Source organism: Allobosea lupini (assembly GCF_900109525.1).
GTDB lineage: Bacteria > Pseudomonadota > Alphaproteobacteria > Rhizobiales > Beijerinckiaceae > Allobosea > Allobosea lupini.
Genome location: NZ_FOAN01000003.1, coordinates 1 through 22,863, shown reverse-complemented (window position 1 = coordinate 22,863; position 22,863 = coordinate 1). Strand labels below are relative to the sequence as shown.

At 67.1% G+C, this 22,863-nt stretch carries 19 protein-coding genes, 1 tRNA gene and 1 rRNA gene; 10 read left to right on the top strand and 11 right to left on the bottom strand.

What is annotated here, in order from left to right; all coding sequences use genetic code 11:
• Positions 1-33: 33 nt before the first annotated feature.
• The 6 genes from BMZ21_RS09560 (at position 34) to BMZ21_RS09535 (ending at position 7,067) form a co-directional block, all read left to right on the top strand.
• A complete protein-coding gene (locus tag BMZ21_RS09560) occupies positions 34-1,353 on the top strand; it encodes a hydroxymethylglutaryl-CoA reductase, degradative (protein ID WP_091832541.1) in 1,320 nt (439 codons plus the stop codon).
• 58 nt (positions 1,354-1,411) lie between these two features.
• Positions 1,412-2,614 (top strand): ABC transporter substrate-binding protein, encoded by a 1,203-nt coding sequence (locus BMZ21_RS09555; protein WP_091832538.1) that lies wholly within the window; start codon positions 1,412-1,414, stop codon positions 2,612-2,614.
• A 172-nt stretch (positions 2,615-2,786) separates the two neighbouring features.
• On the top strand, positions 2,787-3,704 hold the full coding sequence (locus tag BMZ21_RS09550) for a branched-chain amino acid ABC transporter permease (protein ID WP_091832535.1): 918 nt from the start codon (positions 2,787-2,789) through the stop codon (positions 3,702-3,704).
• Positions 3,704-5,494 (top strand): branched-chain amino acid ABC transporter ATP-binding protein/permease, encoded by a 1,791-nt coding sequence (locus BMZ21_RS09545; protein WP_091832532.1) that lies wholly within the window; start codon positions 3,704-3,706, stop codon positions 5,492-5,494. Before BMZ21_RS09550 ends, BMZ21_RS09545 begins: the two co-directional genes overlap by 1 nt.
• A 2-nt stretch (positions 5,495-5,496) precedes the next feature.
• The gene (locus BMZ21_RS09540; RefSeq protein WP_091834252.1) at positions 5,497-6,201 is read left to right on the top strand and encodes an ABC transporter ATP-binding protein; all 705 of its coding nucleotides are present in this window, start codon (positions 5,497-5,499) and stop codon (positions 6,199-6,201) included.
• A gap of 2 nt (positions 6,202-6,203) precedes the next feature.
• On the top strand, positions 6,204-7,067 hold the full coding sequence (locus BMZ21_RS09535; RefSeq protein WP_091832529.1) for a hydroxymethylglutaryl-CoA lyase: 864 nt from the start codon (positions 6,204-6,206) through the stop codon (positions 7,065-7,067).
• Between the two features lie 35 nt (positions 7,068-7,102).
• On the opposite strand, the gene BMZ21_RS09530 is transcribed toward BMZ21_RS09535, so the two are convergent.
• Genes BMZ21_RS09530 through BMZ21_RS09510 form a run of 5 tightly spaced genes read right to left on the bottom strand, consistent with a single transcriptional unit; the run spans position 7,103 to position 11,904 of the window.
• Complete coding sequence (locus BMZ21_RS09530) at positions 7,103-8,116, bottom strand: proline racemase family protein (RefSeq protein WP_091832526.1); 1,014 nt, start codon at positions 8,114-8,116, stop codon at positions 7,103-7,105.
• A 34-nt stretch (positions 8,117-8,150) separates the two neighbouring features.
• Positions 8,151-8,939, bottom strand: a complete 789-nt coding sequence (locus tag BMZ21_RS09525; protein WP_091832523.1) for an ABC transporter permease — start codon at positions 8,937-8,939, stop codon at positions 8,151-8,153.
• 1 nt (position 8,940) lies between these two features.
• Entirely contained in the window at positions 8,941-9,774 is an 834-nt protein-coding gene (locus tag BMZ21_RS09520; protein WP_091832520.1) for an ABC transporter permease, read from the bottom strand.
• A complete protein-coding gene (locus BMZ21_RS09515) occupies positions 9,774-10,829 on the bottom strand; it encodes an ABC transporter ATP-binding protein (RefSeq protein WP_091834249.1) in 1,056 nt (351 codons plus the stop codon). Before BMZ21_RS09515 ends, BMZ21_RS09520 begins: the two co-directional genes overlap by 1 nt.
• A 31-nt stretch (positions 10,830-10,860) precedes the next feature.
• On the bottom strand, positions 10,861-11,904 hold the full coding sequence (locus tag BMZ21_RS09510; RefSeq protein ID WP_091832517.1) for an ABC transporter substrate-binding protein: 1,044 nt from the start codon (positions 11,902-11,904) through the stop codon (positions 10,861-10,863).
• Between the two features lie 105 nt (positions 11,905-12,009).
• Between BMZ21_RS09510 and BMZ21_RS09505 the strand changes: the two genes are divergently transcribed.
• Positions 12,010-13,038: a GlxA family transcriptional regulator gene (locus BMZ21_RS09505; protein WP_091832513.1), complete on the top strand. Its 1,029-nt coding sequence runs from the start codon at positions 12,010-12,012 to the stop codon at positions 13,036-13,038.
• 13 nt (positions 13,039-13,051) lie between these two features.
• On the opposite strand, the gene BMZ21_RS30330 is transcribed toward BMZ21_RS09505, so the two are convergent.
• Positions 13,052-13,723 (bottom strand): 4-hydroxythreonine-4-phosphate dehydrogenase, encoded by a 672-nt coding sequence (locus BMZ21_RS30330; RefSeq protein ID WP_167561590.1) that lies wholly within the window; start codon positions 13,721-13,723, stop codon positions 13,052-13,054.
• The gene (gene pdxA, locus BMZ21_RS30325; protein WP_244543785.1) at positions 13,716-14,753 is read right to left on the bottom strand and encodes a 4-hydroxythreonine-4-phosphate dehydrogenase PdxA; all 1,038 of its coding nucleotides are present in this window, start codon (positions 14,751-14,753) and stop codon (positions 13,716-13,718) included. Before pdxA ends, BMZ21_RS30330 begins: the two co-directional genes overlap by 8 nt.
• Positions 14,754-14,927: 174 nt before the next feature.
• Between pdxA and BMZ21_RS09495 the strand changes: the two genes are divergently transcribed.
• Positions 14,928-15,797, top strand: coding sequence for a LysR family transcriptional regulator (locus tag BMZ21_RS09495; protein ID WP_091832510.1), 870 nt, complete (start codon positions 14,928-14,930; stop codon positions 15,795-15,797).
• A 21-nt stretch (positions 15,798-15,818) separates the two neighbouring features.
• Here BMZ21_RS09495 and BMZ21_RS09490 read toward each other — a convergent pair whose 3' ends face one another.
• A complete protein-coding gene (locus BMZ21_RS09490) occupies positions 15,819-17,258 on the bottom strand; it encodes a short-chain fatty acid transporter (protein WP_091832506.1) in 1,440 nt (479 codons plus the stop codon).
• A 39-nt stretch (positions 17,259-17,297) separates the two neighbouring features.
• Positions 17,298-20,708 (bottom strand): molybdopterin-dependent oxidoreductase, encoded by a 3,411-nt coding sequence (locus BMZ21_RS09485; RefSeq protein WP_244543784.1) that lies wholly within the window; start codon positions 20,706-20,708, stop codon positions 17,298-17,300.
• Between the two features lie 17 nt (positions 20,709-20,725).
• On the opposite strand from BMZ21_RS09485, the gene BMZ21_RS09480 reads away from it, so the two are divergent.
• Both BMZ21_RS09480 and BMZ21_RS09475 read left to right on the top strand, forming a co-directional pair.
• The gene (locus tag BMZ21_RS09480; RefSeq protein WP_244543783.1) at positions 20,726-21,487 is read left to right on the top strand and encodes a GntR family transcriptional regulator; all 762 of its coding nucleotides are present in this window, start codon (positions 20,726-20,728) and stop codon (positions 21,485-21,487) included.
• Positions 21,488-21,953: 466 nt separating this feature from the next.
• On the top strand, positions 21,954-22,388 hold the full coding sequence (locus tag BMZ21_RS09475; protein WP_091832502.1) for a helix-turn-helix domain-containing protein: 435 nt from the start codon (positions 21,954-21,956) through the stop codon (positions 22,386-22,388).
• A gap of 150 nt (positions 22,389-22,538) precedes the next feature.
• On the opposite strand, the gene BMZ21_RS09470 is transcribed toward BMZ21_RS09475, so the two are convergent.
• Together BMZ21_RS09470 and rrf are read right to left on the bottom strand one after the other, a co-directional pair.
• Positions 22,539-22,615: transfer RNA gene (locus tag BMZ21_RS09470), tRNA-Met, on the bottom strand.
• Positions 22,616-22,710: 95 nt separating this feature from the next.
• Positions 22,711-22,825 (bottom strand): 5S ribosomal RNA (gene rrf, locus BMZ21_RS09465).
• Positions 22,826-22,863: the final 38 nt, after the last annotated feature.

The window sequence follows — 22,863 nt, the reverse complement described above, 5'->3', positions numbered from 1 at the left end:
CGCATGAAAAACCCCGGCTGGGGAGGACACGACATGGTGACGGCCGAGGCGCGCAGCGCCGCCGGGCGCGAGGTGAACTCGCGCATCGAGAACTACCGCAATCTCAGCTGCGCCGAGCGACTGGCTGAGGCTGTCGCGGCGGCCGGGCTCGCCGATGCCGACCGCGCCTTGCTGGCCCAGCCCGGTGCATTGCCGCTAACACTCGCCAACGGCATGATCGAGAATGTCGTCGGTACCTTCGAACTGCCGCTCGGCATCGCCACCAATTTCACCGTCAACGGCAAGGACTACCTGATCCCGATGGCGGTGGAGGAGCCCTCCGTCGTCGCCGCCGCCTCCTATATGGCCCGGATCGCCCGCGGTTCCGGCGGCTTCCGCACCTCCAGCGACCGACCGATCATGCGGGCGCAGGTCCAGCTGCTCGGCGTCGGTGATCCCGAGGGCGCGCGCCACAAGTTGCTGGCGGCTCAGGCCGAGATCGTCGCTGCCGCCAATGCCAAGGACAAGGTGCTGGTCTCGCTCGGCGGCGGCTGCCAGGGCATCGAGGTCCATGTCTTCCCGCAGACGCCGCGCGGCCCGATCGTCGTCATGCATCTGCTCGTCGACGTCCGCGACGCGATGGGCGCCAATACCGTCAACACCATGGCCGAGACGGTGGCGCCGATCGTCGAGCGCATCACCGGCGGCACGGTGCGCCTGCGCATCCTCTCCAACCTCGCCGATCTCCGGCTGGCGCGCGCCAGCGTCACCATTCCCGAGGCGGCGCTGGCGACCAAGGAATTCTCGGGCCGGCGCATGATCGACGGCATGCTCGACGCCTATACCTTCGCCGCGATCGATCCCTACCGCGCCACCACCCACAACAAGGGCATCATGAACGGCATCGACCCCGTCGTGGTCGCGACCGGCAATGACTGGCGCGCGATCGAGGCCGGCGCCCATGCCTATGCCGCCCGCAGCGGCCGCTACACCTCGCTGACGACCTGGGAGGAGGACAAGGACGGCAACCTCGTCGGCTCGATCGAGCTGCCGATGGCGCTCGGCCTGGTCGGCGGCGCCACCAAGACCCATCCGCTGGCCCAGTGGTCGCTGCGCCTGCTCGGGGTCCAGACGGCGCAGGAGCTGGCCGAGGTCACCGTCGCGGTCGGGCTCGCCCAGAACATGGCGGCGCTCAGGGCGCTGGCGACGGAAGGCATTCAACGCGGCCATATGGCGCTGCATGCCCGCAACATCGCCATCGTCGCCGGGGCGGAGGGTGCCGAGATCGAGGCGATCGCCACCGAACTCGCCCGCACGCATGACGTCCGCGTCGACCGGGCACGCGAGCTGCTCGCCGAGCGGCGCAAGGGCTGACCTTTTTCAACTCTCACCACAGAACCGCAGCAAGCGGACGACAACCGGAGGAACGTTCATGGACAATCGCATCACCCGCCGCACGCTCGGTGCCCTGCTGGTCTCGACAGGCATGGCGCTGTCGCTGCCGGCCCTCGCGCAGAACGAGATCAAGATCGGCTACAATGCCGACCAGTCGGCCTCGGGCGCGGCCGAGCTCGGCCTTTCCGGTCTCTATGGCTTCCAGGCGGCGATCGATGACCTCAACGCCCAGGGCGGCGTGCTCGGCCGCAAGGTCGTCGGCGTGGTCCGTGACGATGCCGGCGCGCCGCCGAAGTCGATCCAGAACATGAACGAGCTGATCGACAACGAGAAGGTCGCGGCCGTGGTCGGCCCGACCAACTCCGGCAATGCGCTCGCCTGGCTGCACATCCCGCAGCAGAAGAAGGTGCCGGTGATCTCGCATGTCGCGACCGCGACCGACATCACCGCCCGCTACGCCAAGGAGCCGCAGAACTACATCTTCCGGGTGTCGATGGTCGATCGCGAGCAGCTCGCCCTGCTCGCCGCCTATGCGGTCAAGGCGTCGAAGAGCAAGAACATCGCGATCATCGCCGACACCACCGGCTACGGCCAGGCGGCGACCAAGGACCTCCAGGAGATCCTGACCCTGCACGGCATCAAGCCGGTCGGCATCGAGAAGTTCGGGCCGAAGGACACCGACATGACCTCGCAGCTCGCCAAGCTGAAGGCGGCCGGCGCCGACATGATCATCACCGGCTCGCTGGCGGATGCGACCGCGCAGGTGCTGAAGAGCATGGAGAAGATGGACTATTACCCCGGCCTGCTCTCGACCTGGGGCTCGATCAACACGCCGCTGGTCAACATCGCCGGCCCCAAGCTCGCCGAGAAGACGATCTTCGCGGCATCGACCACGGAAGACGCCAGCGACCGGGCGGCGGCGCTGCACAAGCGCCTTGTCGCCAAGCATCCGAACATGCCGGCCTTCGTCTCGGCCGCGCAAGGCTATGACGCGGTGATGCTGATCGCCGCCGCGATCAATCAGGCCGGCGGCACCGACGGCCCGAAGCTGCAGGCGGCGCTGGAGAACCTCGGCGCGGTTCAGGGCATCATCAAAAAATACGAGAAGCCGTTCAGCAAGGAGCAGCACGAGGCGCTCGGCGTCGCCGACTTCCACCTCGCGCAGTGGAAGGACGGCCGCGTGGTCAAGCTCGACGACGCCGTGGTCAAGGGCCTGACGGCAGCTGATCTCAAGCGCTGATCGGTCCGTAGCTCCCTTATGCTAGTCGTCCCGGACGAGCGTAGCGAAGATCCGGGACCCATGCCCGAACCGTTCCGGAATGGGTCCCGGGTCTCCCTGCGGTCGCCCGGGACGACCGCGTGATTTCTGATCACAAGGTTCGGCGTCGGCGCAAAGGACGCGCGGAGAGACGATGACGGCATTCCTTCAGGCTCTGGCCAGCGGTCTGGCGCTGGGCGCGATCTACGGTTTGATTGCGCTCGGCTTCAACATCACCTACGCCACGACCAAGACCTTCAATTTCGGCCAGGGCGCCTTCCTCGTGCCGGGCAGCCTGGTCGGCGTTTCCCTGCTGTTGCTGGCAGCCGGCAAGCCGCATTTCGGCAATCTCACCCAGGCCGAGATGACGATGACGGCCTATGTGCTGGCGACCATCGCCAGCGTCGTCGTGGTCGGCGCGATCGGCATCGCGCTCTATTACTGCGCGATCAAGCCCTTCGTCGGCGCCGGCGGCCTCAACTGGGTGCTGAGCACGATCGGCTTCGGCATCATCATGCAGAACACCGCGCTGGCGATCTGGGGCCCGGCCTCGATCGCGGTGCCCTCGCCGCTCGGCAGCGAGGTCTGGCGCATCGCCGGCGCCGGCATTCGCCCGCAGGAGGTGCTGATCGCGGTCGTCGCGGTCGCCGTCATGGCCGTGCTCGACATCGTCCTGCGCAAGACGCGCTTCGGCAAGGCGCTGCGGGCCGTCGCCTTCAACCCGCAGGCGGCGGCGATCGTCGGCATCAATGTCGAGACGATCGTGATCCTCGCCTTCGTCATCTCCTCGGCGCTCGCCGGGCTCGCCGGCATCCTGATCGCGCCGATCACCACGGCCTCCGTCTTCATCGGTCTCGGCATCGCGCTGAAGGCCTTCTCCGCCGCGATCGTCGGCGGCCTGACCAGCCCGCGCGGCTGCATGCTCGGGGGCTTCCTGCTCGGGATCGTCGAGGCGCTGGTCGGGCTCTGGCGTGCCGAGATGCGCGAGATCACCATATTCCTGCTGATCATCATCGTCCTCGTCGTTCGCCCGAGCGGACTGATGGGCGCGCGCAGCGTGGAGAAGATCTGATGCCGGCGCTCGCCCACGCCATCGGGCTGGCGGTGCTGGCAGCAGCGCTGGCGCTCGTGCCCCTGTTCGGCCTCAACGATTTCTACCTGCAGATCCTGTTCACGATCGGGGTAAACTATCTCGCGGCTGCCGGGCTCAACGTGCTGGTCGGCTATGCCGGCCAGAAATCGCTGGGGCATGCCGGGCTCTTCGCCGTCGGCGCCTATACCGCGGCGATCGCCAATATCGAATGGGGCCTCTCGCCCTGGCTGTCGCTGCTCTTGGCCTGCGGCTTCGGCGCGATCTTCGGCCTGGTCATCGCCATGCCGTCGGTCCGCGTCTCGGGCCCGAGTCTGGCCATGGTCACCATCGGCTTCGGCATCGTCGTGGAGAAGATCGTCACGGAGTGGACCGACATCTTCAAGGGCCAGGCCGGCTTCTACGGCATCAGCGCGCCATCCATAGCCGGCGTCAGCTTCACCAACCTGCACTGGGTCTGGTTCGTCGGCGCGCTCTGCATCGCCACCCATCTGATGCTGCGCTCACTGCTCGCCGGCCGCTATGGCCGTGCCTTCCTCGGCGTGCAGATGGCAGAGCCCGCGGCGCAGTCGGTCGGCATCTCCGTGGTGCGGGCCAAGACGCTCGCCTTCGTCATCTCCGCGGTGACCTGCGCCCTCGCCGGCGCTGTCGTCGCGCAGCAGAACCAGTATTTCAACTCCGACTTCATCACCTTCAACCTTTCGATCTTCCTGCTGGTCGTGGTGATCTTCGGCGGCTCGGGCTCGCTCTACGGGCCGCTGTTCGGCGCCGTGATCCTGACCATGCTCGATGCCTGGCTGGCGCGCTGGCCGGCGCTGCAGCACTTCACCTATGGCGCGCTGCTGCTGTTCTCGCTCTATCTGATGCCGAACGGCATCGCCGGTGCCGTCTCCGGCTTCGCTGCGCGCTGGCGACAGGGCAAAGTGGCTGCGGCCGCGGTCGCCGGCCACAGCGCTCTGGCGGCGTCGGCCGCAACGGCCGGCGGCGAGATCCTCGTCGTCAAGGATCTCTACAAGGCCTATGGCGGCATCGTGCCGGTGCGCACCGTCTCCTTCGCGATCAGCGCCGGCAAGGTCCATGCGCTGATCGGCCCGAACGGCGCCGGCAAGACGACGCTGCTCAACCTGCTCTCCGGCCATGTCGCCCCGGGCAGCGGCTCCATCCGCTTCGAGGGCCAGGAGATCGCCGGCTGGCCGGCGCATCGCGTCGCCTCCCTCGGCATCGCCCGCACCTTCCAGAACCTCAAGCTGTTCGGCGAGCTTTCGGCCCTCGACAACGTCCTGCTCGGCGCGCATCGCCATATCGAGACCGGCTTTGTCGCCTCGCTGCTCGGGCTGCCGTCGAGCCGCCAGGCGGAGGCCTCAGCCCGCGCCGACGCGTTGGCGCTGCTCACCGATCTCGGCCTTGGCGAGCGCGCTCACGAGCCGGCGAAAGGCCTGCCTTATGGCCTGCAGCGGCGGCTCGAGATCGCCCGCGCGCTCGCTTCAAAGCCTAAGCTGCTCCTGCTCGACGAGCCGGCGGCGGGCCTCAACCCGCAGGAGACGCATGAGCTCGGCGAGGTCATCCGCCGCATCCAGCAGGCAGGTGTCACCGTTCTGCTGATCGAGCATCACATGGACCTGGTCATGGGCATCTCGCAGCATGTGCTGGTGCTCGACTATGGCGCACTGATCGCCGAGGGGCGGCCGGAGGCGATCCGGCAGAACCCGAAAGTCATCGCCGCCTATCTCGGTGCCGACGATGATACCGCCCTGACCGGAGACGCCGCATGACCATGCTCGCGATCGAAGGGCTCAAGGTCCGCTATGGCGCGGTCGAGGCGCTGAAGGGCATCTCGCTGGAGGTTGGGCAAGGCGAGGTCGTGACGCTGATCGGCGGCAACGGCGCCGGCAAGTCGACACTAATGCGGGCGATCGGGGGGCTGGTGAAGGTCGCTGGCGGCGCGATCCGCTTCGAGGGACGCGACATAACCGGCATCCGCGGGCATGACTGCGTCAGGCTCGGCATCGGCCATTCGCCGGAAGGGCGCCTGGTCTTCGGCGACCAGAGCGTGCGCGACAATCTCGTGCTTGGTGCCTATGCGCGTCGCGACGAGGATGGCATCGCCAGTGATATCGCGCGCTATTTCGCCGTCTTTCCGCGCCTTGCCGAGCGACAGGACCAGCTCGCAGGCACACTCTCGGGCGGCGAGCAGCAGATGCTGGCGATCGCCCGCGCTTTGATGGCGCGGCCAAAACTCCTCCTGCTCGACGAGCCGTCGCTCGGCCTGGCGCCATTGATCGTGCGTGAGGTCTTCGCCGTGATCCGTCGGCTGCGCGAGGAGGGCATGACGATCCTGCTGGTCGAGCAGATGGCCAATCAGGCGCTCGCCATCGCCGACCGCGCCTATGTCATCGAGACCGGCGCGATCACGCTCGAAGGCACCGGCGCCGAGCTGCTGCGCGACGAGCGCGTCCGCTCGGCCTATCTGGGCGCCTGACAATGGCCGACAGCGTCACCATCGTCGAGGTCGGCCCGCGCGACGGCTTGCAGAACGAGAAGGCCGGGATCGCCACGGCGGATAAGCTCGCGCTGATCGGGAGGCTCGCCGATGCCGGCCTGTCGCGGATCGAGACGACCGCCTTCGTCTCGCCGCGCTGGGTGCCTGAGATGGCCGATCATGAGGCGGTGATGCGCGGCGTCGATCGGCGACCCGGCGTGACCTATTCCGCCCTGGTCCCCAATGAGAAGGGAGCGGAGGCGGCGCTCGCTGCTGGCGCGCAGGCACTCGCCGTATTCACCGCGGCCTCCGAAAGCTTCTGCCGGACGAATACCAATTGCTCGATCGCGGAGAGCATCGAGCGCTTCCGGCCGGTGATGGCGCTGGCAAGCCGTGCCGGCGTGCCGGTGCGCGGCTATGTCTCTTGCGCGCTCGACTGCCCCTATGAAGGAGAGATCGCGCCCGAGGCAGTCGCGGCAGTCACGGCCGAGCTGCTCGCGCTCGGCTGCAACGAGATCGCCTTGTCCGACACACTAGGTCGCGGCACGCCGGAACGGACGGCGGCGATGGTCGAAGCCGCCTTGCAGCGGGCACCGGCAACGATGCTCGCCGGCCATTTCCACGACACCTCCGGGCGCGCAATCGCCAATGTCGCGGCGGCCTGGGAGCTGGGCCTGCGCGTCTTCGATGGCTCGGTCGGCGGTCTCGGCGGCTGCCCTTATGCGCCCGGCGCCGCCGGAAATCTTGCGACAGAACGGCTGGTCGCGCATTTCGAGGCCAAGGGCATTGCGACCGGGATCGATCGCGCCTGCCTCGAGGCAACGGCTGAATGGATCACCGGCCGCCGGGCGGCCTCGACCGGATAGCGGGGCGGCCAGACGCCGCCCCGCCACGAGACCTGTCAGGCGACGAGGAAGCCGGCGTCGACCGGATCATCCCGGTTGATCGTCCAGCGCGCGGTGCCGAGCAGGCCGGCGGTGCCCTTCACGGTCGGACGCACGGCGCGGGTACCGTTCAGGCTGGTCTCGCCGATCAGGCAGCCCTCGAAGGTGCCGGAGCCGAGCAGGCCTTCCGAGCGGATCGGCTGGTTCATCTTCATCAGCCCGCGCGCCTCGTACATCGCCATCATCGCGCTGGTGCCGGTGCCGCCGGGGGAGCGGTCGAGCTGGCCGGCCGAGAAGACGTGGACGTTCTTGTAGAAGGCGCCCTCGATCGTCGGCTCGTGCCAGAAGGTGACGAAGTTGAAGTTGTTGATATGGGCCGAGGCCGGGTGCTGGATCGCGACCTTCTGGCGGAGCTGCTCGCGGGCGATGATGCCGAGACGCGACAGCTCCGAGCCGTTCTCTGGCGAAATCCGGAGCGAGGTGCCGCGCAGGTCGATGATCCCGAAGTAATTGCCGCCCCAGACGATGTCGGCCTTGAGCGAGCCAACGCCCGGCAGGTCGAACGGCACGTCCTGCGCCGCGACATAGGCCGGCACGTTCTCGAAGCGGGTCCAGAGCACGTCCGGGCCGTCATTGGCGACCTCGGCGGTGACCAGTCCGGCGGTGGTCTCGAAGCGGATGGTGGTGCGGCCGTTCTCGCCGCGCCGGACGAGGCCGAGCGCGACCATCGCCATTCCGACCGCGATCGTGCCGTGGCCGCACATATGCGAGTATTGGGTGCCGTCGATATAGATCAGGCCGGCATCGAACTCCGGGCTCGACGGCGGCGTCAGGAAGACGCCGAACATGTCCTTGTGCCCGCGCGGCTCGCGCATCAGGGCGCAGCGCAGCCAGTCATAGTTCTCCTCGAGGAAGCGGCGCTTCTCCAGGATGCTCGATCCGGCCGGGTAGGGAATCCCGCTATGGATGATGCAGAGGGGCTCACCCTCGGTATGCGTGTAGACGACGTCGAAGACATTCTGCTGGCGCATGTGCGGCTCCTTGGGAAAGCAGTGGGTCGAAGGGTTAGCGGCGTCGCTCCGAGAGCACGTCGAGGCCGATGGTGAGGTCGAGCAGCACGATGACGACGGCGGCGACGATGATCGTCAGGCCGGAGACCGCGGCGATGGTCGGGTCGATTGTGTACTGGACGTAGTTGAAGAGCTTGACCGGGATCGTGGTCAGCTCGGCGGTCGTGTTGAAGATGCTGAGCTCGACATTGATCCAGGAGGCGATGAAGGCGAAGATCGCACCGCTGACGAGCCCGCTGCGGATTTGCGGCAGGGTCACTAGGAAGAAGGTGGTCAGCGGCTTGGCGCCGAGATCGGCCGAGGCGTCCTCCAGGCTGCGCTGCTCGTCGCTGAGCTGCGGCAGCACCGCCCGCAGCACGAAGGGCATGATGATCACGACATGCCCGACCAGCAGCGCCGGAAAGCTGCGGACGAGGCCGATCGTGCTGCCATATTGGAGCAGCGCCGCGCCGAGCACGACATGCGGCAGGATCAGCGGCGACATCAGCGTCTCGGAGAGCAGACGGCGGCCGGTGAAGCGATAGCGGGCGATGGCGATCGCCGCCGGCACCGCCAGCAGCACGGCGACGATGGTCGCGGCGACCGCGAGCAGCGTGCTGATCAGGAAGGCGGAGACATAGGAGGGATCGCCCAGCATCTTGCCGTACCAGGCGAGCGTCAGTCCCTGCGGCGGGAAGGCGAGGAAGCTGGTCGTGGTCAGCGACGTCCCGACCAGGACGACAAGCGGCAGCGCGAGATAGGCGAGCGCGGCGAAGGAGACGATCCGGACGAGAGCTGACACCATCTCAGGCCCTCCTCGGCTCACTGAGGCGCCCGGCGATGGCGACGAGCGCCAGCGTCAGCACCAGCATGGTGATGCTGAGCGCACCGCCATAGTTGAAGTCGAAGACCGAGCTGTATTGCTGGAAGATCAGCATCGAGAAGACGGTGATCCGCCCGCCGCTGAGCAGCGCCGGCGTGACATACGCACTCACGGCCAGCATGAAGACCATGACGGCGCCGGCCATCAGCCCGGGCAGGCTGAGCGGGAAGATGATGGTCCGGAAGGTGCCGGCCGGCGTCGCACCGAGATCGGCGGAGGCGTGTTCGAGCGCCGGATCGACCTTGGCGAGCGCATTGCCCACCGCCAGCACGATGAAGGGCAGGAGTATGTAGACGAGGCCGATCAGGATGCCGAGCTCGGTTCCGAGGAAGCGCATCGGCCGCTCGATCAGGCCGAGCCCGATCAGCCCGTCATTGACCAGGCCATTGCGGCCGAGCAGCACCATCCAGCCGAAGGAGCGCACGATGTTGCTGGTGAACAGCGGCACGACCAGGAGGATCACGCAGAAGCGGCGCCAGGGCCGCCATTTGACGATGCGGACGAGATACCAGGCGAGCGGATAGCCGATCAGGACGCAGACCAGCGTGGTCAGCGCGCCGATGCGGAAGGTCACCCAGAGCACATCCCAGTGATAGGTGTCGGCGAGGATGCGGACATAGTGCGCGAAGGTCGGCTGGCCGGCCGGCGTCGTCAGGCTCGCGATCAGCACGACCGCCATCGGCGCCAGGAAGAAGGCGACGAAGAAGGCCGCCGGCAGGGCGCAGAGCAGCAGGACCGGGCGCGGCACTCCGCTCATCACGCATCCCCCGGCACGAGGCTGATGTCGACGAGGCGGATATTGGCGAAGACGGCCTGGCCGGCGCTCATCCCGGCGAGGGCGGACGGGGCAAGCCGGGCGGTCAGCGTAGTATCTCCAACGGTCAGTCCGACCGAGGCATGGCTGCCGACATGGACGATCTCGGAGACGACGGCCGGCAAGGCGAGGCGCTCGGCGACGGGCTCGGTCGTGACGAGGATGTCCTCGGGCCGCAGCACGCCGGTCAGGGTGCCTTGCGGCGCATCGGCAGCCGGCAAAGTGATCGCGCCGCCAAGCAGCGAGACGCTGTCATCACCGCGCCTGTCGACCGCGAGCAGGTTGGCATCGCCGACGAAATCGGCAGCGAAGCGGGTCGCCGGGCGGGCGTAGATGTCCTGGCCACGGCCGATCTGCTCGATGCGGCCACGATTCATCAGCACGATCCGGTCGGCCATGCTCATCGCCTCGTCCTGATCGTGCGTCACGAACAGGAAGGCGATGCCGAGCCGGTGCTGGATCTGCTTGAGCTCACTCTGGACCTTCTTGCGCAGCTTCAGGTCGAGCGCGCTCAGGGGCTCGTCGAGCAGCAGCAATTGCGGCCGGTTGACGATGGCGCGGGCCAGCGCGACGCGCTGCTGCTGACCACCGGAAAGCTGAGCCGGCAGGCGCTCACCGAAGCCGGCAAGGCCGACAAGCTCCAGCGCCTCGGCAGCGCGCCTGGCCGCCTCATCCCTGGCGACGCCCTGCCGGCGCGGCCCATAGGCGACGTTCTCGGCAACGCTCATATGCGGGAAGAGCGCGTAGTTCTGGAACACCGTGTTGAGTGGACGCCGATAGGGCGGCAGCCGCGTCACGTCCTCGCCGGCGAGCCGGATCGTGCCGGCCTCCGGCGTCAGGAAGCCGGCGATGCAGCGCAGCAGCGTGGTCTTGCCGCAGCCCGAGGGCCCCAGCAGGGCGATGAACTCGCCCTGCTCGACGGCAAGATCGATCGCCGTCAGCGCCGCCTGTCCGCCGAAATGCTTGGACAGGCCGTCTATGGCGAGGATGGGGCTCATGCTGCGGCTCGCGATGCTCGTTGCCATCAGCTCACTTACGGGCGATCTGCCGGTTCCACTCGTCGACGACGCGCGAGCGCAGGCCGTTGATCTCAGCCCAGTCGAACAATTGCAGGTTCTTGACCGAGCCGGTCTCGCCCCAGGGCAGCTTGCGCGCGGTCTCGGGCTTGACCGCAACGTTCTTCACGGAGGGGCCGAGATAGAGCTTCTCGGCAAGGCAGCCGGAGGCTTCAGGTGTCAGCGCCTGGTTGATGAATTTGGCGGCCGCGTCCTTCTTCGGCGTGCCCTTGACCAGATGCAGGCGCGCATCGGTCGCCCAGGCGCCCTCCTTGGGCACGACGAAGCCGATCGGCAGGCCCTTGTCGGCGAGATCCCAGGCGCCGACGTTGAAATGCGCGCCGATGATCGCCTCGCCGCTCTGATAGGCGTTGGTGGCGGCGCCCGAGGAATCGAAGAACAGCGCGGCCTTGAGCTCCTTGATCTTCTTGAAGGTCGGAGCGAGGTCGCCGGCCGGATGGCCCCAGATCTTCGACAGGAACATCACGAAGGGCACGCCGGAGGAATTCGCCGGCGAGGGAATGGTGACGGCGTCCTCGAACTCCGGCTTCCAGAGATCGTTCCAGGAGGTCGGCGCGGTCTTCACCTTCTGGGTGTTGTAGGTGAGCCCAAGCGAGTAGTAGCCGCTGCCGACCGCATAAGTGGTCGCGCCGCTCTTGTAGATGGCTTCCGGCAGGGTGTTGGCGAGATTGGGGATCGCCGCCGGGTCGAGAGTGTCGGTCACCTCCGCGGCGAGGGCGAGCTCGCTGATGCCGCCATCCATCCAGGCGACGTCGATGGTTGGCGCCGCCTTCTGCTGCTGCAGCTTCGCCAATGTGACGGTCGAGGTGCCGATCTCGGCATTGACGGCGATACCGGTCGCCTTGGTGAAGGGCTCGGCGACGCAAGCCTTGAAGGCCTCGCCCCAATTGCCGCCATACCAGGCGACGGTGATCGACGAGGGCTGCTGCGCCAGCGCCGGGGCGGTGAGCAGGGTGGTGGCGAGCATGGCCGTGGCCAGCCGGACGGTTGGGGTCATCGTCGTTCTCCTCTGCCGAGCGTCTTTGCGCTTCTGTAGCGACATTGGCGCGCGGGCCACAAAAGGCACTAGAATGCGCCGGCCCAAAATTTGAATAATCACGACATGAGCACCGCCCAGTTCCATCACCCCGCCAGCGACCGGCCGCAGACCGCCGCAGCGCCGGTCTCGCGGCTGCGGATCGGCTTCCTGCTGCTCGACCAGTTCACGCTCGCTGCCTTCTCCGGGCTGATCGACGTGCTCCGGCTGGCTGCGGATCATGGCGGGCGCAGCCGCCAGCTGCATGCCAGCTGGACGGTGATGAGCCTCGACGGGGAGCCGCGGCGTTCGAGCTGCGGCGTCTCGGTCACGCCGAATGCCGGCCTGCTCGACCCCGCCGGCTTCGACTATCTCGCCGTCTGCGGCGGCAACGACTATCTCAACGACGCTCTCCCCGAGAGCCTGCTCGGCTATCTGCGCCGCGCGGCGACGTCGGGTGTACGCTTGCTCGGCATCTGCACCGGCACCTTCGCGATCGCCCGGGCCGGCCTCGCCGGCCCACGCCGGGTCTGCGTGCACTGGAACGTGCTCGACGCCTTCAAGGAGCGCTTTCCCAAGGTCTCGGCCGGGGTCGAGCGGCTCTTCATCGACGAGGGCGACCTGATCACCTGCGCCGGCTCGACCGCCGCGATCGATCTCGGCCTTTATCTCGTCGCGCGCCATTGCGGCCGCGACAAGGCCCAGCAGGCGATGCGGCACATGATGCTGCAGGACATGCGCCCGGCCGAGATGCCGCAGGCGCATTTCTACGCCGAGCTGGCGCCCAATCTCGATGTTCGGGTGCAGCAGGCGGCGCAGTTCATCGAGCAGCGGCTCGACAATCCCCCGCCGATCGCCGCGGTCGCGCGCTATGTCGGCGTCAGCCCGCGCCAGCTCGAGCGCCTGTTCGGCGCCTCGCTCGGCCAGAGCCCGGCGGCCTTCCAGCGCAAGCTGCGGCTCGACTATGCGAAATGGCTGATCCTGAACAGCAAGCGCTCGCTCACCGACATCGCCATGGGTGCAGGCTTTGCCGACAGCGCCCATCTCTCGCGGGATTTCAAGGCCGCCTTCCGCGAAACCCCGCGCTCCCTGCGGCAGAAAGCCCAGCCCGGCTGAGCCGCCCTACCTGTCAGAGGCAGGCGGCGATCGCTGCGAGCTGCGCCTCCAGCCCGGTCCCACGCGCCGGGAAGCGGCCCTCGAGCGCCGACGTGCCGATGGTGAACCCGGCGGCGCCAGCCTGCCGAACCGCCTCGATCTGCTCCGGCCGGTCGATCGAGCCCGCGACGATCACCGGCTTGTCCGTGGCCGCGCAGACGGCGGTCATCAGCGCCGGGACATCGACGCCGGAGCGATAGGCGAGCAAATCGAGCCCGTCGACGCCCTCGCGGCCCGCAATGCTGCGGGCGCTGCCGACGATCTCCTCGATCGAGCCGTTCAGCACGCTCGGATGCCCGGCGATCTGCCCCGGGAAGGGATAGTAGCGGATGCCGGTGCCGCGCAGCAGCGGCAGGACATCGTCGACATGCGTCCCGCCCAGCAGATGGTCGACGCCAAGATCGATGGCTGCGCGCACCGACATGATCTCGCTGTCGCGGTCGAGCGAGACGACTTCGAGATAGCTTACCGCACCGCCGGCCTTGATCATGTGGCCGAGTTCCCTGAGCGCGGGAAGCGGCAATCCGACATCCTTGAAGCCGATATGGCGGATGCCGGCGGCGAGCGCGGTCGCGACATGTCCGGCAGCGTCGGGCACCGTCCGGTCATGGCGCGTCAGCATGAAGATGAAAGCGAGGTCAGCCATGGCGATGATCCTGGTCGCGCGTGGCCGCAAGGCGGCACGCATAGTCGAAAGCGGTTTCGACGCTGGCGGGATCGGCAATGCCCTGCCCAGCGATGTCGAAGGCCGTGCCGTGATCGGGGCTGGTGCGGATGAAGGGCAGGCCGAGCGTGATGTTCACCCCCTTGTCGAGGCCGAGATATTTGACCGGGATCAGGCCCTGATCATGATACTGCGCCACGACGATATCGAAACGGCCGGCGCGTGCCTGCATGAAGACGGTGTCGCCCGGCCAGGGACCGCTCGCATCGATCCCTTCGCGCCGCGCCGCCGCGACCGCCGGGGCGATGATCTCGATTTCCTCGCGGCCGAACAGACCGCCCTCCCCGGCATGGGGATTGAGCCCGGCGACAGCGATGCGTGGCGCTGCCAAGCCGAGCGCCTTCCCACCCGCATGGGCCAGGCGAATGGCCGACATCTGCGCGGCAAAATCGGCGCGTTCGATCGCCTCGCGCAGCGAACAGTGGATCGTGACGAGAACTGTCCGGATTTCGTCATTGGCCAGCATCATCGCCACACGGCCCGCCTTGCCGCGATCGGCCAGGATTTCGGTATGGCCGGGGTAGCCGAAGCCTGCGGCCGCCAATGACTCCTTGTGGATCGGCGCCGTGACGATCCCGGCGACCTGCCCGGCTGCAGCCAGCTCGATGGCCAGCGCGATCGCATCGAACGCGGCCTTGCCGCTTTTCGCATTGACGGTGCCGAGCGGAGGAGGCGCGTCGAGGCGGGAGGATGCGAGGACATCGATCGTGCCCGGCTCGCAGGCAGCCTCACTCACCGCCGCGACCGTCCGGAGCTGGAGCGTGCTGCCCAGGAGGGTCAGGGCATGGCGCATGACCAGCGGATCCCCGATCACGATCGCAGGCCGCGCCCGGTTTTCTCCCTGCAATGTGCCTTCGGCCACTCGCCTCACGAACAGCTTCGCGACGATCTCCGGCCCGATGCCGGACGGATCTCCCATGGTGATCGCGATAGGCAGGGCTGTCGATCTCATCGGGCTCTCTCCAGCAGAACAAGCCGGCTGCCACGCCCGAGAAACGGCGTTGGCGCCTTCCGTGGCGATGCCGGTCTGCGCAGAATCCCGCATCGTCATGCCCGTGAGGATGACAGAATTGTCCGCGCTGAAAATGCATATGATCTGACAGATACTGGTGATAATCGATCACCAATGAAGCGCACCGAGATTCCCTCGCTCGACGATCTTCGCGCCCTGGAGGCGGTGGCTCGGCTCGGCTCCGTGCGAGCCGCCGCGACCGAGCTCGCCTTGACGCATGGTGCTGTCAGCCGACGGGTTTCGAAGCTTGGCATGGATATCGGCATGGCCTTGCTCGAAGCGGATGGGCGCGGCGTACGGCCGACGGCCAGCGGCGAGACGCTGGCGTCGGCGACCGGTCAGGCGCTCGGCCTGATCTCGGGCGCGCTCGCGGCGATCAGGACAAGTGCCGCGCCGGCCCCGATCGTCCTGTCCTGCGAGCGATCCCTGGCGATGCGCTGGCTGATCCCGCGCCTGTCCGAGTTCCAGGATGCCTATCCGGCGATCGAGGTGCATCTGTCGACGGGCGGAGGTGCACTGGATTTCGCACGCGAGCGGGTGACGGTCGCGATCAGGCGGCTGGATTTCGCGCTCGATCCGGGCTGGGCGGTCACGGCGCTGATGCCAGAGCGGGTCGGTCCGGTGATGCCGCCATCGCTGCGCGGGACCTTCGACAGCGGCGATTATGTCGCGCTGGGATCACGAACCCGGCCGCAGGCCTGGCAGGCCTGGCTTGAGGGGCAGCCGACCGCGCCTCGCCCCCGTTCGGTCCGGCTGCTGGACCATCATTTCCTGATGCTCGAGGCCGCACTCGGCGGCCTCGGCGTCGCGCTCTCGCCGCAAGCGATCGCGGCAAGCGAGGTCAAAGCGGGACGACTTGAAGCACCGGCCGGCTTCACTGCGGACGGAACCGCCTATGGTCTCATCCAGCCCCGGACTTCGGCGATCAGCGAAGACCTGTCGGCGCTGCGGACCTGGCTCATGACCCAGGCCGCAGCGCTCTGAGGACAACGGGACCCCGCTCGCTCAGGGCATGACCGGCGCGCGATAGGTGAAGGTGTGCATCAGCGCGACCGCGAGCAGCATCACCACCGGGAAGTGGATGAAGAACTGCATAGAGGTGTAGCCGATCAGGTCCTTCGACTTCAGCTTGAGCACGCCGAGCAGCGGCAGCATCCAGAACGGATTGATGAAGTTCGGCAGGGTCTCGGCGATGTTGTAGACCATCACCGTCCAGCCGAGATGCGCGCCGATCTCGTTGGCCGCCTTCATGATGTAGGGCGCCTCGATGATCCATTTGCCGCCGGCAGAGGGGATGAAGAAGCCGAGGATCGCCGAATAGATGCCGACGATGAAGGAGAACACGCTGGCATCGCTGGCGAGGCCGACGAACCAGTGCGCGATCGTGTCCGAGAGCGAGACGCTTCCGGCCTTCACCCGCGTCAGCATGTAGGCGATGCCGCCATAGAACGGGAATTGCAGCAGCACGCCGGCGACACTCGGCATGGCCTGCGAGAAGCTGACCAGAAAGCTGCGCGGCCGCCAGTGCAGCAGCGCGCCGACCAGCAGGAAGACGAAGTTGTAGGTGTTGAGGCCCGACATCGTGATCAGCGGATTGCCGGACTTGAAGGTCTCGTAGAACCAGCCGGCGGCCAGCACGACGATCAGGATCGTCAGGAGCGGGCTGAATTCGAGATAGTCGCCCGGCCGGGTCGGCTTCTGCTCGGCCTTGACGTCGGTGAGGTCGACGCCGAGGTCGGCGGCGGTCTTGGCCGCAGCGTCGGACGGGGTGGTGTAGTAGCAGATCGCCGCCGAGAGCGCCGTGCCAACCACGATCACCAAGAGGTTCTGCCAAGTCAGGATCGTCTCATAGAAGCTGATCACGCCGGTGATCGGCATCAGCGAGGGCGGGATGCTCGCCGGATTGGCCTGGAGCTGCGCCGCCGAGGAGCTGATGCCGAGGGTGAAGCCGAAGCCGAGCCCGAGATAGCCGGCCGCGCCCGCCGCGCGATAATCGAGGCGGATGTCCTTGCGCCGGGCGATCTCGCGCACCAAGAGGCCGGAGAAGATCAGGCTGACGCCCCAGTTGACCAGCGAGAGCAGGATGCTGACCACGCCGACGAAGACGACGGCGCCGCGGCCTGTGCTCGGCATTGCGGCAGCCCGGCGCATCAGCGCCGCGACCGGCGGCGAGAGCGCCACGATGTAGCCGCCGATGGCGACCAGCGCCATCTGCATGGTGAACGGAATGATGCTCCAGAAGCCCTCGCCGAAGGCGGTGCTGACTGCGACCGGCGAGCCGCCATGCGCGATCGACGCGAGCGCGACCGCCACCGTCGCCAGCAGGACGAAGATATAGGCGTCCGGAAACCAGCGTTCCGAGAACGCCACCATGGTCTGCGACATGCGCACGAGGACGCCTTCGCGCGGCGCCGCCGCGCGTTCGTTCAGGATCGTATCTGTCATTGTCCCCTCTTATGGCGGTTAGCCGCCGTTGGTTTGCAGTCAGGCGTCGAGAACGAGGTCGCTGAGCGGCACCGCGCAGCAGGTCAGGCAATCGTCGGGCTCGCCGTCATAGGGCGAGAGGTGGCTGGCGGTGCCGGAGACGACACGCAGGCGGCAGCTCTCGCATTGGCCGCTGCGGCAGCCGCTCGGCAGCGACAGCCCGGCCGCCTCGGCGGCATCGAGCAGGCTGCCGGCCTGTACTGACCAGTCGAAGGATGCCCCGCTCCGCTGCAGCATGATACGGCGCGGCGCCAGATTGGCGGGAATGTCGATCTGCGAGACGAAGACCTCGCTGAAGACGTCGAAGCCCGGTAGGCCAATGCTCGCCAAAGCGGCCCGGGTGTCGGCGACGAAACCGTCGGGCCCGCAGAGATAGGCCAGCGGCCGGCGCGCCCCAGGAACGAGGCCCAGCCCTGCAATTTCCGGCCGGCCGGCATGGTCAAAATCGCGACCGAGCTGGTCCTGTGGTCGCGGCCGGGTGAAGGCCCGGATCACTCGCAGCTCCGGAATTCGCCCAGCGATCGTCGACAGCCAGTCACCGAAAGGCTGCTCGGCGCCATTGCGGCAGATATAAACCAGCTCGACCGAGGGCGGGCGCTGCTCCGGCAGGGTCCGAGCGAGCGCGGCGAGATAGCCGACGAAAGGCGTGATACCGACGCCGGCCGCGACCAGAATCACCGGGCGGGTGCCGGTCAAGGGCGGCGTGAAAATCCCCGCCGGCGGCTGCAGCGTGACGATGCTGCCGGGTTCCAGCTCGTGCAGCCGCGTCGACATCCGGCCGGGCGGCGTGCCGTCGGCGCCGGCCGCGATCTGGCGCACCGCGATCTCATATTCGGTGGGATTCTCGGTCGGGCCGGTCAGCGAATAGCTACGCGACAATCCCGTTCCGGGCTCGGTCACCTCAACATGCTGGCCGGGGAGGAAACCGGATAGCGACCCGCCATCGACGGGAGCGAGACCGAAGGCGAGGACATCCTCGGCCTCGTGCCGGCGCGAGACGATGCGGAAGGCACGCTCTCCGGTCCACCAGCCGCGCGAGGCGGCCTCGTCGCGGATGATCTCGCAAGCCACTGCCCTCAGCGGAACAGAGCCGCTGATCGGGTCGCGATCGCGATCGGACAAGATCGCGTTGATGTTGCGCGTTGCCGGTCCCGTTACCGCCCCACCGGGGCGCCCGAGCGGCGTGCAGGCTTCCCACCAGCCGAACTCGGCGATCACGGTCCCGGCCGGCAGCGTCGGCTCCAGCTTGGCGCGCAGTTTCGCCTCGCCGTCGCGCGTGCGCACGATCACCCAGTCGCCGGCGACGATGCCGCGCGCCTGAGCGACCGCCGGGCTGAGCTCGACCGATGGATCGGGCGCCTTGCGCCTGAGCGAAGCGACATGGCGGTGCGACGAGTGGACGAACCAGCCGGATTTTGCGGTCGAAAGCAGCAGCGGCAGCTCGGCCGGGCGCCCGGCTGCGCTCGCCGGCTCGACATGGCAGGGTAGCGCCGGATGGCCGAGCGCCAGCAACTGCTCGGAATAGATCTCGATCCGGCGGCTCGCCGTAGGGAAGCCGGCGACCCCGTCTTCCTTGCGGATCGCAGCGTACTTGCGCTCCGGGTTGGGCTGCGGCACGCGGGTGCCGCCCGGCTGGGCCCGCAGCTGCGCGACACTCAGCCCGAGCGGTTTGAGCTGGTGGTTCCAGCCGGCCTCGATCGAACCGCCGAAGAACTCCTCCGCATGGCCGAGCCGGCAGGCGAGGTCGAAGGCGATGTCGTAGTCGGCCCGGACATCGCCGCGTGGCGGCACCATGGCCTGGCGAAGCTGGATGTGCTCGACCGCGTCCTGCGTGATCTCGAAACCGAGCCGCAGCGCCTCGCGCTCCCAAGGCATGCTGGCGGGCAGGACGATGTCGGCCTGCTCGGCGGTCGGGTTCATGAACATGTCGACATGGACATGGAAGTCGAGCGCCTGCAGCGCGGCGCAATTGCGCGCGGAATCGCCCTGCGACACCACAAAATTGGTGCCGAAGCTCATCAATGCGCGGACGCGATAGGGCTCCCCCTCGAGCACGGACCGGCAGAAATCGCGGGCGGTGATCCAGCCCTTTGCCGGCGGGCCCAATGGCAGCTCGGCGAGGCCGAGGGCCTTGCGGCGCTGCGCTTCCGGCAGCAGGCCATAATCGTTCACGGTGCGGAAAGGCGGCGCGCTCGTCCAGACATTGCCGCCGCTGCGGTCACTCGCGCCGGTGAGCGCATAGAGCGTGCCGATGGCGCGCTCGATCATGGTCGCGTTGGAGTGTTGGCCGACGCCGGTCCACGAATGATAAGCCAGCCGGGGCGCCCCCTCGAACAGACCGTAGAAGCTGGCGAGGTCGTCGATCGAGAGCCCGGTGATCCCGGCGACATGCTCCGGCGTGAAGGCGGCGGCCTCGCGCGCCAGGAGCCGCATCACGGTGGCGCAGACGATCGCTCTACCGTCCGCGCCTTGCAGCGTCGCCTCGCCGTCGAGGACGATGTCCTGCGGCCGCTCGAGCGCCTCGTGGGTGTCATAGGCCTGCGGCGAACCATCCGGCCGCAACAGCACGAAGGCATCGTCCGCGCCGTCCGCCCGGAGATCCTGCGCGCGCAGCAGACGCCCGGTCGACAGATCGACCAGCATCGGCGCATTCGTCCATTGCCGGACGAATGCGTCGTCATAGCTGCGATTCATCAGGAGATGGCGGATCGCACCCATGGCCAGCGCCCCGTCCGCACCTGGGCGGATGCCGAGCCAGAGATCGGCACCCTCGCCGGCGCCGCCGCGCTTGGGATCGACCACCGCGACGGTCGCGCCACGCTTGCGCGCGGCGGCGATGCGGGTCGCCTGCGCCAGCCATGTCCGCGTCGGGTTGTGTCCCCAGAGCACGATGGCGTCCGCATTGTCGTAATCGGCCGCGCCGATGCCGCGGCCATAGGTCAGGGCCTGGGCGAAATCCTTGTGCCAGCCACAGATCTCCACGGCGTAGATCAGATTGGGGCTGCCGAAGCAGCGAATGAAGCGCTCGACCCATTCGAAGCTGTCGACCATCGGCGTGCCGCTCGGCGTCGTCACCGCGAAGGCGACCGTCTCGGCGCCGGTCTCGCTTCGGATCGTGCCGAGCCGCTCGGCGATCGTGTCGAGCGCCTCAGGCCAGTCGATCTCGACCCAGTCCGGCGCTTCGGCGCCACGCGGCGTGGTGCGCTTCAACGGCCTGGTCAGCCGCAGCGGGCTGTCGACCAGCTCGGGTGCTGCCCGCCCCTTGGCGCAGAGCGCCGCCCCGGTCGGATGGGCCGGATTGGGCAAAACCGCGACGAGACGCCCGTCCAGCACATGGTTCAGCGAACCACAGCGGGAGCGGCACAGGGTGCAATAGCCCTCTTTGATTTCGGCATTCCGCATATCGGACATATGGTAGTGTATTACGCGTGACGCGCTACTTCAAGTCCGAGATGCGACTGGCCATAGCCGGGGCGATCATGGCAGAGAGCATCAACTATGCGGCGCAAGGCGGGGAACGGATGCAGCTGATCTCGGGAGACGCCAATCTGCGCGAACAGGTCGTCGATCAACTGCGGATCGCGATCGTCTCCGGCGAGATGCCACCGGGCACGGTCTGCTCGGTCCCGTCGCTGGCGCGCACGCTCGGCATCTCGACGACGCCGATCCGCGAGGCCCTGCTCCAGCTCACCTCGGACGGGCTGCTCCAGCCGATGCGCAATCGCGGCTTCCGGGTCGTCGATCCCTCGCTCGACGAGTTGCGCGGCATCTTCGAGGTGCGCAGGCAGCTCGAAGCGTCTGCCTTCCGCAAGCTGGTCAGGATGGGGACTGAGGATTTCTCTGAACTCCAGGCGCAGGCCGACGCCATCGCCGAATCCGTCGAGACCGGCGACGTGCCGCGCTATCTGGCCGCCGACCGAGCCTTCCATGCGGAATTGCTCGCACTCGCCGGCAACGATGTCCTGGCCGACATCGTCCTGCGCCTGCGCGACCGGATGCGGCTCTACGGCATCCGGTCAGCCCATGGCCTGGAGCGGCAGAAAGCGTCCGTGCCGGAGCATTACCGCATCATCGAGGTGATCCGGGAGGGGCTGGAGGACGAAGCCGAGGCTCTGATGACCAGCCACGTCATGGCCTGGGAGCCGATCTTCACTGAAGCGATCGCGCAGAGAAACGCTCAGTCCGAATAGAGCCGGTCGTCGCCCTATCGGCGCCGCGTCTGCGTCAGGCGAACCGGAGTCAGTCGACGCATCGCCGTGTAACGGTCGCAGGCTGCCCGGAGCGCTCCGACACTTTGCACTCTTCAGAACCCGCAGAAGGCGACGAAGGTCTCAGCAAACCGTCGCCCACTTACTGCAACCGGGAGGATGACGACGTGGCGGAGGGCTCGATTCGGCGGACGACATCACTGCAGCAATCTGTGGCGCCTATCCCTCATCAAGGTTTCACCCGAGGAGATCATCTGCGAGGGCGCCGGCATCGGTCTGCAGGCCCTCGCGGCAACATGCCAAGATTGCAATAGGACGCGCCGCCGTGAACGGGCATAAGCAGCCCAACTTCAACCTAAAATTGCTTCAGTTCTATACTACGACCTGAAATCAGTTGTTTGACACGCCCTGAAACGCTCCCTTTTAGCCTCGCGGCTCCGGGGGAAGCATGCCGAGGACGGGTAAAGGGCCAGCCAACGACAGCGCGAGGGCCTTTTTGAAGGCGTATCGGCACGCCGCAGGCCTGAGTCAAGAGCATTTGTCGGAGCGCATTGAAGTCAAGCAACAGCAAATTTCGAAGTATGAAACCGGAAAGAATAAGATTCCGTTTGAAGTCGTAGTCACGATTGAAGATCTTTGGGGCGTGAGCGCTCGAAGCTTCATGCGTCCTGAAAGCGAATCTGCCGAACAGGGGAAAGAAGGTTTTACGATGAAGGGGCAGGCCGGCTATCTGGTGGATCTGCCTATCGACGTCCAAGAGGATGCCGAGGGTCAACAAGACGAGCATATAAAGCTCGATCTTAGCCGGATTCAAGACCCGGCAGACCGGCAGAAACTCCGGGATTTATACCAAACACTGCTGAGGAAACAGAATGGCGCTTAGAGCGCTCTCCGGGGGACCTAGATCGCAGAGGTTTTAGAGGCGCGAGGTTTCGGCACGGCCCATTCGCTAGGCGCTGTGTGCTTCTTCGCCCGGAACGAGCAAAAACCCGCGGAGGTTTCTCTCTGCGGGTTTTTGCATTCTTCATTGATTTGGTTGCGGGGGCCAGATTTGAACTGACGACCTTCAGGTTATGAGCCTGACGAGCTACCGGGCTGCTCCACCCCGCGGTAAGGTTTTTTTAAACGGCAACGCGGCGCTGGGTGCTTTTGGGCACCTGGCGCCGCGCGCTGTCACGTCATGTGATGAGGGATATCCTTGACAGGCCCGGCAACGACCTACTCTCCCGGGTCTTGAGACACAGTACCATCAGCGCTGAGGAGTTTAACGGCCGAGTTCGGGATGGGATCGGGTTCTGGCTCCTCGCTCAAGCCACCGGGCCGGCGAAGGATATGGCAAGCATATGGTCTTTTGTGTT

Bases quoted from the DNA above. Each gene is read 5' to 3' on its own strand.
- BMZ21_RS09535 (WP_091832529.1), top strand. From the start codon at position 6,204: ATGGCCGACAGCGTCACCATCGTCGAGGTCGGCCCGCGCGACGGCTTG.
- pdxA (WP_244543785.1), bottom strand. From the start codon at position 14,753: ATGAGATCGACAGCCCTGCCTATCGCGATCACCATGGGAGATCCGTCC.
- BMZ21_RS09550 (WP_091832535.1), top strand. From the start codon at position 2,787: ATGACGGCATTCCTTCAGGCTCTGGCCAGCGGTCTGGCGCTGGGCGCG.
- BMZ21_RS30330 (WP_167561590.1), bottom strand. From the start codon at position 13,723: ATGGCTGACCTCGCTTTCATCTTCATGCTGACGCGCCATGACCGGACG.
- BMZ21_RS09525 (WP_091832523.1), bottom strand. From the start codon at position 8,939: ATGGTGTCAGCTCTCGTCCGGATCGTCTCCTTCGCCGCGCTCGCCTAT.
- BMZ21_RS09520 (WP_091832520.1), bottom strand. From the start codon at position 9,774: ATGAGCGGAGTGCCGCGCCCGGTCCTGCTGCTCTGCGCCCTGCCGGCG.
- BMZ21_RS09545 (WP_091832532.1), top strand. From the start codon at position 3,704: ATGCCGGCGCTCGCCCACGCCATCGGGCTGGCGGTGCTGGCAGCAGCG.
- BMZ21_RS09540 (WP_091834252.1), top strand. From the start codon at position 5,497: ATGCTCGCGATCGAAGGGCTCAAGGTCCGCTATGGCGCGGTCGAGGCG.
- BMZ21_RS09485 (WP_244543784.1), bottom strand. From the start codon at position 20,708: ATGTCCGATATGCGGAATGCCGAAATCAAAGAGGGCTATTGCACCCTG.
- BMZ21_RS09505 (WP_091832513.1), top strand. From the start codon at position 12,010: ATGAGCACCGCCCAGTTCCATCACCCCGCCAGCGACCGGCCGCAGACC.
- BMZ21_RS09530 (WP_091832526.1), bottom strand. From the start codon at position 8,116: ATGCGCCAGCAGAATGTCTTCGACGTCGTCTACACGCATACCGAGGGT.
- BMZ21_RS09475 (WP_091832502.1), top strand. From the start codon at position 21,954: ATGCCGAGGACGGGTAAAGGGCCAGCCAACGACAGCGCGAGGGCCTTT.
- BMZ21_RS09495 (WP_091832510.1), top strand. From the start codon at position 14,928: ATGAAGCGCACCGAGATTCCCTCGCTCGACGATCTTCGCGCCCTGGAG.
- BMZ21_RS09560 (WP_091832541.1), top strand. From the start codon at position 34: ATGGTGACGGCCGAGGCGCGCAGCGCCGCCGGGCGCGAGGTGAACTCG.
- BMZ21_RS09510 (WP_091832517.1), bottom strand. From the start codon at position 11,904: ATGACCCCAACCGTCCGGCTGGCCACGGCCATGCTCGCCACCACCCTG.
- BMZ21_RS09515 (WP_091834249.1), bottom strand. From the start codon at position 10,829: ATGAGCCCCATCCTCGCCATAGACGGCCTGTCCAAGCATTTCGGCGGA.
- BMZ21_RS09555 (WP_091832538.1), top strand. From the start codon at position 1,412: ATGGACAATCGCATCACCCGCCGCACGCTCGGTGCCCTGCTGGTCTCG.
- BMZ21_RS09490 (WP_091832506.1), bottom strand. From the start codon at position 17,258: ATGACAGATACGATCCTGAACGAACGCGCGGCGGCGCCGCGCGAAGGC.